Consider the following 12,642-nt stretch of genomic DNA (forward strand, 5'->3'; position numbering starts at 1 on the left):
TTCACATCACAGTTCACCGTGGTCGGTCGGCCTTGCCCAAGCCGCTCCCCAAACTCGGATCAATCCATCATTCATTTCTGCTTCAATTTCACGTAACCTTTTCAACTCATTTTGCCTCTGTTGAAATTCAGTAATTATAACATCTGTATAGCTGGATGATGAAGCCTGACTATAATTCGAAAAATTCTGGTTTGGCTTTTGAGGAAGCAAGAGGTTGTCCGGCAGGCCAAAACTCTCAATTATCCCTATCGGTATAGCCGGACTGCGATCACCTGTCGCGGCCCTGGTCCAGCTGGCTTGGACATCTGGTGTGAGCAGATACATGAAAAGCACTCTGGGATCACAATACAAGGTAGTCCGGTCGGTTGAACTCTTCTTGCGCGCACGAAAAATCATAAGAGTTTGACCCGCCCACACTTTGGCTTCTCGAATGATTGGGTCGGTCACATATGCAACCTTACCCACGGGTCCCCGGTGTGCAAACAAGATGTCACCTGTTTTGATGACCTGCTCGTCCAGTCCTACTGCTAATGTTGAACGAACATTTATTTTGCGAAATGAACCACGGAATTCTCCGTTTTCCGAGATATTGCCGGCACGGGCTTCTTGTAAAGGAAATGTTCCAACCAGATCGTTTCTTGTTGTTTTGGGACGAATGATTTCAAAAAAATCAGCCAACACATATTTTGGGCGTCCTGAAATGTTACTCATCATTTCCGTAAAATCTCGCCCGCCAGAAGGTCCTGTTCCGAGGTAGCGCGACGGTTTTAGGGAATCTCCAGCAGTCCGAACATCATCAACTGAAACCATCGCAAGTTTGGGCCGCAATGGGCTTCGGCCAAGCGGTGGCCTAGTCAGATCGTGCACCATTTTTGTCACCACCATCCGAATGGTCTCATTCGGACGCCCGGCCCTGCTTAGTTCAATCGCGAACACATGAGGCTGGTATATCGTTAACTCTGTCACTTGGGAGATCCGTGAAAGATCAAGAAGCTGTTGGCGAGTCAAAAGTCGTGATTGCTTTGTAGATGAAAGGAAGTTCGCCGAGGTGAAAACAAGGGCCGCCCCTTCAGCCTCACAAAGATATGCCAGCATAACACTTTCAAGATCGTATTTTCCGCGATCAACAGCGCGGGGAAGCTTTGATGCCCGAACGCTTGCCTCAAGGTGGGGCACAGTATTTGATCGAAAATCTGCGGGTGGAAACGCAATCTCAACGTCGGGCGGCTCAAAGTTTGGCTCACCATTGTCGAAGACCGCATCCGGGTCCCAAGGAGGGTTGGTTTCCGCATATATCGCTAGATCTAAAAACAGAGATGCGAATGCTACGAGATCTCTGTCCGACCCGACACCCGCGTATCTGATCTGGCAACCGGCAAGGCTGCTTTTTTGAGTCTGCTGAGTTTTCTGCGCATGCAGGAGGCAGGGCAGGATGGCCGGCACGAAAGAGAAGCGCGCAATTCTTGCATCACCACATATCTGAAGAAGTTCAGGAACAAGTTCATCGTCAAGCTTTTCAGCATCGGGAACCGCGGCGGAGACTAGGTCGCAAACTACCGTAAAACGTTGGCTGGGCTCAAGCGCGTTCAGCTGTCGAGCGAAGTCTTCGAGGGCTCCGCGGAAAGTTGGAACATAAGGTGTTAGGTCAAATCGGCTCTCAAGCAGTGCGAGAGAAGCATCGTCGGAGTCGTTCTTTCTTAGCCCTACAGCGAAGCGAAATAGCCGTGTAAGACCTTCAAAGCTGCTGGTATCGATCTCCGAAGGAATTTCCATTGGCTGTATGAACTCCGTTGGCATGTGCCCTTACAGGCATGTCTTATGTCAATGAAATTTGAAAGTTCATGCTACGATTTAATCGATAAAATATCTATCAGCACCTGATAGATCTACTCCTGAACTGTATTCTGAACTCGCAAGTGGACGTCATTCGCCTTATCCTGATGTAAGAATTCGACAATTAATCGAGAAGTGGAGAATAACGGATGAGCTTCGGTGGTTATAAACAAGCCGTTCTAAAGACTAATAATCGGCTTTCCGCGATCAGGATCTCAGTAAAGAGCCAGTAAAACGGGGGGGCCATCCTTAATCCTGACGCTTCTGAGGATGCGAATCGGCTCTCGATATCCGTCATATGCATCATTCAAAAAGGTTCGCAGCCATGACTATTTGCCAAATCCCTGTCACTTTGAAAAATGGAGCCTTCGATCGTCCCCTATGGAAAAAAGCAGTGAGAAATCAAGGACATTTCGCTTTTCCACAATCACACGGGCTTTTGCGCTATGGGGTCCCGCCTCATCTTGTGTGGCTTGAATTAACGAACCCAAGATTTCCACCTGGTGCAAGGATACCGGATGCGAAAATGCCAGTTGGCTTCGCTAATCTGGGCGCTAGAAAAATGGTGAAATACCAATATCTTAAGGCACATTTTCTGACTTGAAATTGCGTCATAACAACAAGTAAATTTGACCAGACCGCCATGCGGTAAGTTCAAAGAAAAAACTGATGAGAGGAGAATGGGATGACCTGAACGAGCATAGGAAACGAAGAGCACGTCTCGCGCCAACGAGACCCGCCATTCGTAAGGACATGAGCAGAGCCCACATCATCTAACACCATGAGCGTTACTCGATTTTCTTCGATAATGCAAGGGGTTCCCCGCTCATACCGCACCATACACAAAACCCGGCAACTGGAGCTAATTCCCAGAAAGACCTTAACAGTCGCAGATTAGTGCTTGGGGTTCAGTTTTGGAATTAATACCTGCTGCCAATTTTGAGGAGCTTCACCGGATGTTCCGGGAAACCCACGTATGCACTGCGGCATAAAATCAATTTCGGCCGCGCTTAGAACACCGCGACTGAATTGACGCAATTCTTGCACGTCAATTCATGCGGCCGATCCCCGGAAACCCTTTGAATAGCCCTTAGGAGGAAACCCTCCTTGGCCGGAGATACCATGAACGAATTCACTGAAGATTTTCCGCCACCGGTCGTGCTGACGCACGTTGAGGCATCAATGCGCAAAATCCATCCGCGCTCGTCGATCAGCAACCGCGGCTTTGTCATTGTGCCCGTGCCCAACCGGCCGGGGCAGCGAAAGCGCATGCATTTCGAAAGCCGCCTTGAACAGAAGGTGATCTATCTTCTGCTTGCCCGGCGCGATGTCGTCGACATCATCGAACAGCAACGGATCATGTTGCCAAAAGGTGATGGTGAAACGCCGCACACCATCGATCTGGTAGCCCACAAGTTGGATGGCACCCGGGTCGGGGTATTGGTTAAGCCATGGAAATACGCGCAAACCGAACTGTTGAAAGCTCAGGTGAAGGCACTCCGGACATATGCTGTGCCTCGGCATGCCGACCGCTTTGTCGTGATCACAGATGCAGATTTCACACCCGTTCAGGTGCGGAACGCGGAATTGATTCATTTGTCGAGGATATCACCTGACCCGCAGGCGGATAGCGTTGTCCAAGAGTTCGCGAGCGATCTCTTTGGTGATGTGCAGATTGATCGTCTTATCGCGGCCACCTCACTGCGTGACCGCGGCTTTCGAGCCGCTGTCCGCGCCATTGGCATAGGGGTTTTGCAAACTGCCCGCCCCGGTTTGATCGATTTGCACTCCCTCGTGCGAAAAGGGGGCTTCTGATGTCCTACCACTTCACAAAATTTTCCAAAGACAAGCGTGTCTTTCCGGGCGAGCGCATCGAAATCGACGAATACACCATCAATTTGCAGACACTCGCAACCCTGAGTGGATCTACGAAATGGATGACGAGGGCGCAGAAACGCGCCTTCGCGACGCAAGCAACCTGCAAGACCCAACGAGCAAAGGAGGACTCTGATGTCTTTTCACTATAATTTCGACAAAAAAGACCTTTTGGTCTACAAAAACCAGTCCTACCGCTTGCTGGACCAAAACGATCAAGGTTTTCGCTTTGCCAGCGATGATGAACTTGAACGGGTCATCACGCTTCGGCACGAGAAACTGTTTGGCCTGCTGGATAGCCCGGATGTTCGTATCGAGCGCGGTCATTTCGGACGCTCGCGTGCTGCCGTGCGGCAGAAATCTGATGCCGAATTTCTTGCTGATCTCGCACCTAAAAAGCGCACAAAAGCACTTTCCGACTGCGAATTGGCACGTTTTGGTCAGATTTTGATCCGAAGCGGCGAAATGACGTTATCTGATTCAAGCATGGAAGCCGCAAAACCGACACTTGCTGGCCACATGGCCCCTTGGGCGGCGCAACAGCAAATCGAAGAAAAAGCACAAGACAAAACGCGCAACGTCTCTGTTATGCACAAAGATAAGCCGCAAAAGCGGAAAGATTCGCGCCAAACGGTGACGCAGTTTCAGCTGCCGTCTGTAAAGACGTGGCGCCAGAAGATCAAAATCGGCATCCATTGCGGCTTTGATGCGCGCGCTTTTGTGCCATGTCACAAGGGCAAAGGCCGCAAGGTCCAGAGCCGTCTTGTTTTAGAGGCCATGATCATCATGCAGGAGCAAGTCGTCAAATATGCCAGCAATCTTCGCCCCACGAAAAGCAAGATCGTCAAAAACGTAGGTGATGCAATTGCCGCCTGCAATGAACGTAGGGTGACAGAGGGCCTCGAACCGCTTGTGACGCCAAGCGACCGGACGGTCTATCGCCAAATGGAGGCTCTCGATGCCTATACCGTTACGTGTCAACGTGATGGCGTCGGCGCGGCCAACCGCAAGTTCGCAATTAACATGTCTGGTCTTCAGGTCCGCTTTCCCATGGAGCGGCTTGAGATTGACGAATGGAAACTCGACGTTTTTGCCTTGGCAATTTCCAGCGGCCGAGCAAAAGAATTGACGGCAGAGCAGTTGAAAGCACTTAAAAAACTGCGCCTCTGGGCCGTTGTCGTAATCGATTGTGCAACGCGGTGCATCGTTGGCTTGACTGTCACGCAAAATCCCAGCGTTGAGGCCGCATTGCGCACGGTCGAGTTGACCACAATGGACAAAACCGAATATGCGGCCTTCCACGGTGCAACCGGCAAATGGAACCAGCACGGGCTTGCCCGCTCCTTGGCGTCAGACAACGGGGAGTGGTTCATCGCCAATGCGTTTCAGGCCCCTGTGACAGATGTAGGCATCGGTGTTGCAAATACAGTGGCTGGTGTCGCGCAACTGCGTGCGCATGTCGAAAGGGTCTTTGGCACGTGGAGCAACACCCTCATGGAGGAGCTTCCGGGGCGCACCTTCCGGAATTCCGTGGTGAAGGGCGACTATAATGCCGAAGCCAACGCTTGCTTGACCACAGATGAAATCACCGGAATTCTGATGCGGTTTGTGGTAGATGTATACCACAACCTGCCCCACGAAGGCCTTGGCGGCGAAACTCCGGCACGGGCATGGGATCGGCTGACGTCAACTTATGGGGTAGATCTGGGCCCCGATGGCTTTACGCGCCGTGCGGCCTTTGGTCTCCCCGGCCAACGTCGCATTGGCAACCACGGAATCACACTGTTTGGGATCGAATATACAAGCCCAATGGTGCAACACATCTTCCTGGAAAAGGGTAAAACCAACGTTGAAGTGCGGGTTGACCCCAAGGACCTGGGGTGGATCGTTATGCGTTGGGAAGGTGTGTCATACCCGGTGAAGGCCAAGCTCGACTTCTTGGACAAGGTCCATTTGGTCGAATGGATTGCGACTGAGAAGGCTATGCGCGAACGTTTCCGTGACGAAGCTGAGCTTGACCGTGCCCACGTGCGGACAGCGTTGACCGACATCCGCGCTACTGTGGCGGTAGCGGCTGCACGCCTCGATCTCGGGCCGACCTGCATGCCGGAGGTTGAAATTCAACGTAGCCGCGACAGGTTGTTCATTGGCATACCCATCGTCAATCAGAGTGCCGATATCGAGTGCGATCTCGTTACAGCAGCTGTGGACATACTCTCTGACGAGCGCACAAACCAGTTGCTTGATCATCCCCAAATCCAAATCGTGGCTACGCCAGTGACGCCCACCCAACATGACGCCGACGAAGACGGCGGCGAAGAGCCGGAGATCCTGTAATGGCACGCGAACCAAAAGTCACTATCGATCAGATCAAAGCGGCAGGTCGCATTGCCGCCACCCTCAGCCAGCGGTTTGTCAAAACAAATCAACAAACCATCATCCTGAACAAGCTGCTTCTTCTGAATGAAGAGCGCAATTGCCTGGCATCTATGGGATCGCTGGAAACCATTGACGGGATGGCCATAGTCGCCCCCACCGGCTCGGGTAAAACGCGGACATTGGACTGGGTTTTTTCTGAAGTCCAAAAGCTCAATGCAACTGGCATTGACGGCGAGGCCGACCACAAAATCATTTCTGTCCGCGTCCGCACGCCAGCCAATCTGCGAACGGCAGCCGAGGCCGTAATGAAAGAGATTGGCTATCCTGTTGCTGTTCGCTACATCGCAGAAGCGGCGCTTCCGACACTGTGGGAAAAAGTCCATTTTCAGCTCAAGGCAAAGAATGTCACAATCCTTCATCTTGATGAGGCGCAGGATATCTGGGGGCAAGCAAACAAGCCGCAGCGCAAAGCAGTCATCAACACGCTGAAATCCTTGAGCCAAAACAAGGAGTGGCCGGTGATCTTGGTGCTATCAGGCACCGAAGAGATGAAAGAAATGCTCAATGTAGATCAGCAACTCGGGCGTCGCATTAAACCAACTGAAATTACGCCCATCGCAAAGGCCACAGATGCAAAGACAGTCCGCAGTGTGATCACCAGCTATGTCGCTGAATCAGGTCTTTCCGGCTTCACGGAAACCGATCCAAAGTTCATCGACCGTTTTTTTGTTGCATGCTGCAATCGTCTGGGGATCGCTGTCAAAATCATCATCGGGGCTATTCAACAGGCGGTCCTCGTCGGCGATACCGCCCTTGATCAGAAACATTTTACACGGGCGTTCACCCATATCTCGGACTGCGAAATTGCAATGAACCCGTTCATTGCTGAAGATTGGCAAGATATCGACGCGTCTAAGCTTTGGGCTACTAAGGAGGACGAAGGGCATGATGAAGCGCCCATGCGCAGCCCGAGGGTTGGCCGCAAACGCTGATTAGGGCACGACCTATCAATATCAAACTTCAGCTATCAGAATCTTAAAAACCCGGCCATTCAGGTCGGGTTTTTCGTTTTTTGCCAGTTGGTTAGCGCCTTAAAACGCTGATTCAATGGGTGAATTTTGCGGACGCTTTCTATGGCAAACGCGGAAGCTTTCGTGAAACGAATTTCGAGACGCCTATGTAAGCACTTGATAATAAATAGTAATATTAGGTGCCGATTTTTCATTGCGGCAAGTTTGTATGGCAGATGATATCCGATGCGTTGAAACGCATCCTACGTTTATACGCAGAGCAGAGTGGCCAGCTTGAGGCATCTCTTGTGAGACCAGCGCGTAATGGCGCTGTTGCTATCAGGTGGTCGTGCAATGCGTAGTCGTCTTGGTCCCTGATCAGGTGTTCCGTGAACTTGCGTTTCCAGATCCCTTTTTCACCACGCTTGATCATGCTGGAGCTGCGGGCTTCCGGCATCGGGACATGACGCGAAAAAGTAGATTTAAGCATACGCCAGCGGGTCAGGAAATCGGCATCACCCTCGGGTAGGGTCCAGATCATTTGGATCTGTGCGGGTAGGACCACGGCAGAATTGATCGTGAATGGGCGTTGTTTTTGGCATAGGCTAACAGCGTTGCGTATCAGGTCCACATGATCGACCAATAGCGTGCTACTTGCATCCGCGAGGCATGCGTTGAAATAATAGGTGCCGCCTGGCACAAAGGGGCGTCGGTAATTTGTCATAGATCCAAGCTATGCGGATTCGGGTAAACAAATACTGAACTTTAAGGCGGGGTAAGACGGGTTTTAACCCATCTCAGATACGGCGTAGCCTGATTACCACATCCACGGATGAAATCTCGGCACCTGCGGGCAAGTCGGGCAGACGACAGATTTCCAGTTGGTGCAGCGGCGCGTCGGTCAATTCTGCCGTATCCTCCCAATAGAAATGCGGGTGGTCCGTCATGTTGGTATCAAAATAGCTTTTGGACCCGTCAACCGTAATCTCGCGCATCAGACCTGCGTCGCAGAACGCGCTCAGTGTATTGTAAACGGTTGCCAGTGACACTTTCTCGCCCGCTTTGGATGCCGCATCGAACAGCCCTTCCGCCGTCACATGCCTATCTTGCCCGTCGCCCACCAGCAACGATGCAAGCGTCATACGTTGCCGCGTGGGCCGTAATCCGACCCCTGCAAGCCATGCCGTGCTACGTGATGTTGCCGTGTCAGTCATGAAACCTCTTACTTTCACCTAATCATATGGTGCGAATGGGTCTGATATCAATTAAAAACGCAAATGCACTACACTTGCCCAAAAGCGGCCCCCAGTGTTAAACATGCGTGAAGCACTTGAATTCAAGCAATAAGAAGGCGTCGTCCATGTCCCAATACCCAAGCAGTTTTGACAAAGAAGGCCTGTTGGCCTGTGCCCGTGGTGAGTTGTTTGGTGAGGGTAATGCCCAACTGCCTGCTCCGCCCATGTTGATGATGGACCGTATTACCGAAGTGTCCGCCGATGGTGGCGCGCACGGCAAGGGTCATATTCTGGCCGAGTTCGATATTACGCCTGACCTTTGGTTCTTTGACTGCCACTTCCCCGGCAACCCGATCATGCCCGGCTGTCTTGGCCTTGATGGCCTGTGGCAGTTGACCGGCTTTAACCTTGGCTGGCGCGGCTGGCTGGGTCGTGGCTATGCGCTTGGCGTTGGCGAAGTAAAGCTGAAAGGCATGGTGCGCCCTGACCGCAAAATGCTGACTTATAAGATTGATTTCACCAAGGCGATCCAGACTCGCAGACTGACGATGGGTGTGGCTGACGGGATAGTAGAGGCCGATGGTGAGGTGATTTATGAGGTTAAGGATATGAAGGTCGCGTTGAGCGAGAGCTAAAATTCGCGGGGGCTAGCCCCCGCAAACAACGCTCCTACAGACCAAAGCTCACCATTTTATGATGCGCATCGCCCTCGGCTGCGACAAAGCCCCCTACCCACTTGCACCTCCGCCCCTCCCCATTCTACAAAGAAGCAACACTAATATAGGAGTGCGCTCATGCGTCGCGTTGTTGTCACGGGTTTGGGGATTGTGTCCCCTATTGGGAATAATACCGCTGAGGTTGCCGAGAGCCTAAAGGCTGGCAAGTCGGGGATTGTCGCAAGTGCGGAGATGGCCGAGCACGGGTTTCGGTCGCGCATTGCTGGCACGGTCAAGCTGGATATTACCGAACATGTTGAAAAACGTGCGCTGCGGTTCATGGGGCCGGGTGCGGCTTATGCCTATATTGCGATGGGTCAGGCGATTGCCGATGCGGGGCTAGATGAGGCGACTGTTTCGAATGTGCGCACGGGGTTGATTGCGGGGTCTGGTGGGCCGTCCACCTCCGCCATGTTGACCGCGCATGAGGTTGTGAAAACTACGGGTGCGACCAAGCGCATTGGGCCGTTTGCCGTGCCAAAATGCATGTCGTCGACGATTTCCGCGAATCTTTCGACCCAATACAAGATTAAGGGCATTAACTATTCTATTACTTCGGCGTGCTCTACATCGTTGCATTGCATCGGAGCTGCTTCCGAGCAGATCATGATGGGCAAGCAGGATGTGATGTTTGCGGGTGGTGCGGAAGAATTGGATTGGACGTTGTCGTGTTTGTTTGATGCGATGGGCGCGATGTCGTCCAAGTATAACGACACGCCAGAGAAGGCGTCGCGCGCGTTTGATGCGGACCGTGATGGATTTGTGATTGCGGGTGGTGGTGCCATGTTGGTTCTCGAATCCCTTGAGCATGCACAGGCGCGTGGCGCAAAGATTTATGCGGAAGTGACTGGGTATGCGGCAACCTCCGACGGTCACGACATGGTGGCCCCATCTGGTGAAGGCGGCGAGCGCGCAATGCGTTTGGCACTGGAGACTTTGCCCGAAGGCCGCAAGGTCAGTTATATCAACGCGCATGGCACATCAACGCCAGTGGGTGATGTCGGCGAGATCGAAGCAGTGCGCCGTGTGTTTGGCAAGGGCTCTACGCCACCTGTGTCTTCGACCAAATCGATGACAGGGCATTCTCAGGGGGCCACTGGCGCGTCCGAGGCGATTTACTGCATGTTGATGTTGCAGGATGATTTCATCGCGCCGTCGATCAACGTCGAAACCCTTGATCCAAACCTAGACCCCGCCGAGATCGCCACAACCCGCGTCGATAACGCAGGGCTGGACACGATCATGACAAACTCGTTCGGGTTTGGCGGAACGAATGGGTCGATGTTGTTGAGTAAGTTTACGGGGTAGTTTGGAGTGAACGGTTAATAGCTTTGTCCCGTATACGGACAACGCTATTAACCTCGAATGCGCAGTGACAAAGGATGCGTAGCCTCACCGCTTACGCCTTACAATTGCGAGAAAGCTTATAGATATCCTAAAGATCAACGTCAGGGCGATCGACAATAGCGCACCGTAAGCAAGTATAATAATACCAACACCTGCCAGAAATGGCGATGTATTGCCAAACCATATAACCGCGTGGAGACAGCAAGACACCAAGAAAAGTATGAGAGCGGCGTATGTCCACTTCGGGATTGCCAGCATCCTAGTAAATACCGCAGCAATCAACCAAGCCAAAGCCGTACCACCATAAAATATCGGAACGGTGAAAATGTCAGCTAAGCTCACGATTGTTCCTCCCAAATTCCTTACTTCTAGGTCTAGGCCTCTCATTTTGGGTTACCGTATATGTCGTTAGGAAACAACGGGATGCCAAACTTAAATCCAGAAAACCTACAAAAACTTGACGCCGTGTCCCAAACCGTTCACCTAGATTAAAACGAGTGAGGGACACCACATGACCATTTCTATGCACGGCAAACGCGGGTTGATCATGGGGGTTGCGAATGAGCGCTCTATTGCTTGGGGGATCGCGAAAGCGATGGCCGAGGCTGGGGCAGAGCTCGCGTTCACCTATCAGGGCGAGGCGTTTGGCAAGCGGTTGCAACCGTTGGCGGCCAGCGTTGGATCTGATTTCATGGTTGATGTGGATGTGACGGATAAGGTGTCGATGGATGCTGCGTTTGCCGCATTGGCGGAGCGTTGGGAGACGATTGATTTTGTGGTTCATGCGATTGCCTATTCCGACAAGAACGAATTGACGGGGCGTATTTCGGATACCAGCCTTGAGAACTTTAAAAACTCGATGGCGATTTCTTGTTATTCATTGATTGATGTGTCCAAGCGCGTGATGCCCTTGATGCCGAATGGCGGCACCATCTTGACGTTGACGTATCAGGGATCAAACCAAGTCACACCGAATTACAATGTGATGGGTGTGGCAAAGGCGGCGCTGGAGAGTGCTGTGCGCTATCTCGCAAATGATCTGGGCCCCGACCAAATTCGAGTGAATGCGATTTCGCCGGGTCCGATGAAGACGCTGGCAGGGGCAGCGATTGGTGGTGCGCGCAAAACGTACAAACATACCGGCGAGAATGCCCCGATGCGGGCGAACGCGACCTTGGAAGCAGTGGGTGGCACGGCTGTCTATCTGGCATCGGATGCAGGCGCTTGCACGACGGGCGAGATTATTCGCGTAGATGGTGGCTATCATGTGTTGGGCATGCCGCAGGCGGAAAATCTTTAAGAAATTACCTCTATGACACATAAAGTATTTCTGAACATTGCCACTGCTGATCTTGCGAAAAGCCGAGCATTTTACGAGGCGCTGGGCTTTGGGATTAACCCGCAGTTTAACTGAGATATTTCAATCTGTATCATCCTGTAGGACACCTTAAATTTGAGGGTGTTGACCAAGCCCTAATTTGAGGGGGACACGCCAAGCCGTTGGCTGATAGCCGCAGGTCTACGGGCTGCTTGATCGCGTTGACGTGCGAAACACCGACGGAAGTGGATGAGATTGTTGCCGCTGCCGCGGCCAATGGCGGCCACGACAACGAGAAAGTGCAAGATATAGAAGGCCACACGTATGGCCGCATTTTTTTGCGACCTTGGCGACCATGTATTCGAGCCGTTCTGGATGAAGCCCCCGGACGCTTAGGCGGCGTCGATACCTACCACTTCAAAATCAAACGTTAGGTCCTTGCCAGCCAGCGGGTGGTTAGCGTCGAGCGTCACTTCGGTCTCGGAGACTTCGACGATCGTCACAGGAATTACCTGGCCTTCAGGGCTTTGCATCTGCAACTGTGTGCCGACTTCGGTCGGGATATCGTCGGGAAATTCGGTACGTGGCACACCTTGGCGTGCGGAAGGATTAATTTCGCCGTAGGCTTCCGCGGAGGGGATTTCTGCGACTTTCTTTTCGCCAGCGGCCATGCCTTGGATCGCGGCATCAAGGCCTGCGATAATCATGCCGGAGCCGAGTTTGAATTCGAGCGGATCGCGCCCTTCGGAGCTGTCAAAAACTTCGCCGGTTTTCAAGGTGCCGGTGTAGTGGATACGGATTGTGTCGCCGGATTTTGCTTGAGTCATCATTCGTCTCTTTCTGCTTAGTTGGCTTGAACGACCCACGCTATGCGTTGATGGACGGACATGCAAACCGCTTTGCCCCTTTCGGCCCGTCCCGATGCGTGA

The 12,642-nt window shown here is 52.4% G+C and carries 12 protein-coding genes; 8 read left to right on the forward strand and 4 right to left on the reverse strand.

Annotation, left to right across the window (positions count from 1 at the left end; genetic code table 11):
• Window positions 1–6: 6 nt before the first annotated feature.
• Window positions 7–1,773, reverse strand: coding sequence for a restriction endonuclease subunit S (locus ACXLHR_RS11740; protein WP_458791618.1), 1,767 nt, complete (start codon window positions 1,771–1,773; stop codon window positions 7–9).
• A gap of 1,242 nt (window positions 1,774–3,015) precedes the next feature.
• Between ACXLHR_RS11740 and ACXLHR_RS11745 the strand changes: the two genes are divergently transcribed.
• Genes ACXLHR_RS11745 through ACXLHR_RS11760 form a run of 4 tightly spaced genes read left to right on the forward strand, consistent with a single transcriptional unit; the run spans window position 3,016 to window position 7,079 of the window.
• Window positions 3,016–3,648 carry a PDDEXK family nuclease gene (locus ACXLHR_RS11745; RefSeq protein ID WP_458791619.1) on the forward strand — a complete coding sequence of 211 codons (633 nt, stop codon included), beginning with the start codon at window positions 3,016–3,018 and terminating at the stop codon, window positions 3,646–3,648.
• Window positions 3,648–3,860 carry a hypothetical protein gene (locus tag ACXLHR_RS11750; protein ID WP_458791620.1) on the forward strand — a complete coding sequence of 71 codons (213 nt, stop codon included), beginning with the start codon at window positions 3,648–3,650 and terminating at the stop codon, window positions 3,858–3,860. Before ACXLHR_RS11745 ends, ACXLHR_RS11750 begins: the two co-directional genes overlap by 1 nt.
• A complete protein-coding gene (locus tag ACXLHR_RS11755) occupies window positions 3,844–6,045 on the forward strand; it encodes a Mu transposase C-terminal domain-containing protein (protein WP_458791621.1) in 2,202 nt (733 codons plus the stop codon). Before ACXLHR_RS11750 ends, ACXLHR_RS11755 begins: the two co-directional genes overlap by 17 nt.
• Window positions 6,045–7,079: a TniB family NTP-binding protein gene (locus ACXLHR_RS11760; protein ID WP_458791622.1), complete on the forward strand. Its 1,035-nt coding sequence runs from the start codon at window positions 6,045–6,047 to the stop codon at window positions 7,077–7,079. Before ACXLHR_RS11755 ends, ACXLHR_RS11760 begins: the two co-directional genes overlap by 1 nt.
• A gap of 229 nt (window positions 7,080–7,308) precedes the next feature.
• Here the strand turns inward: ACXLHR_RS11760 and ACXLHR_RS11765 are convergent, their stop codons facing one another.
• Both ACXLHR_RS11765 and irr read right to left on the reverse strand, forming a co-directional pair.
• Window positions 7,309–7,821 carry an REP-associated tyrosine transposase gene (locus tag ACXLHR_RS11765; RefSeq protein WP_458791623.1) on the reverse strand — a complete coding sequence of 171 codons (513 nt, stop codon included), beginning with the start codon at window positions 7,819–7,821 and terminating at the stop codon, window positions 7,309–7,311.
• Between the two features lie 73 nt (window positions 7,822–7,894).
• Window positions 7,895–8,311, reverse strand: a complete 417-nt coding sequence (gene irr / locus ACXLHR_RS11770) for a Fur family transcriptional regulator Irr (RefSeq protein WP_458791624.1) — start codon at window positions 8,309–8,311, stop codon at window positions 7,895–7,897.
• A 146-nt stretch (window positions 8,312–8,457) separates the two neighbouring features.
• Between irr and fabA the strand changes: the two genes are divergently transcribed.
• The 4 genes from fabA (at window position 8,458) to ACXLHR_RS11790 (ending at window position 11,809) form a co-directional block, all read left to right on the forward strand.
• On the forward strand, window positions 8,458–8,967 hold the full coding sequence (gene fabA / locus ACXLHR_RS11775) for a bifunctional 3-hydroxydecanoyl-ACP dehydratase/trans-2-decenoyl-ACP isomerase (protein WP_458791625.1): 510 nt from the start codon (window positions 8,458–8,460) through the stop codon (window positions 8,965–8,967).
• A 159-nt stretch (window positions 8,968–9,126) separates the two neighbouring features.
• Window positions 9,127–10,356 carry a beta-ketoacyl-ACP synthase I gene (fabB, locus tag ACXLHR_RS11780; protein ID WP_458791626.1) on the forward strand — a complete coding sequence of 410 codons (1,230 nt, stop codon included), beginning with the start codon at window positions 9,127–9,129 and terminating at the stop codon, window positions 10,354–10,356.
• Between the two features lie 550 nt (window positions 10,357–10,906).
• Complete coding sequence (locus ACXLHR_RS11785) at window positions 10,907–11,695, forward strand: enoyl-ACP reductase FabI (RefSeq protein WP_458791627.1); 789 nt, start codon at window positions 10,907–10,909, stop codon at window positions 11,693–11,695.
• Between the two features lie 12 nt (window positions 11,696–11,707).
• Window positions 11,708–11,809, forward strand: a complete 102-nt coding sequence (locus tag ACXLHR_RS11790) for a hypothetical protein (protein WP_458791628.1) — start codon at window positions 11,708–11,710, stop codon at window positions 11,807–11,809.
• 296 nt (window positions 11,810–12,105) lie between these two features.
• Here the strand turns inward: ACXLHR_RS11790 and ACXLHR_RS11795 are convergent, their stop codons facing one another.
• Window positions 12,106–12,540, reverse strand: a complete 435-nt coding sequence (locus tag ACXLHR_RS11795; RefSeq protein WP_458792535.1) for an FKBP-type peptidyl-prolyl cis-trans isomerase — start codon at window positions 12,538–12,540, stop codon at window positions 12,106–12,108.
• Between the last annotated feature and the right edge of the window lie 102 nt (window positions 12,541–12,642).

It is taken from the genome of Yoonia sp. MH D7, from assembly GCF_054439475.1.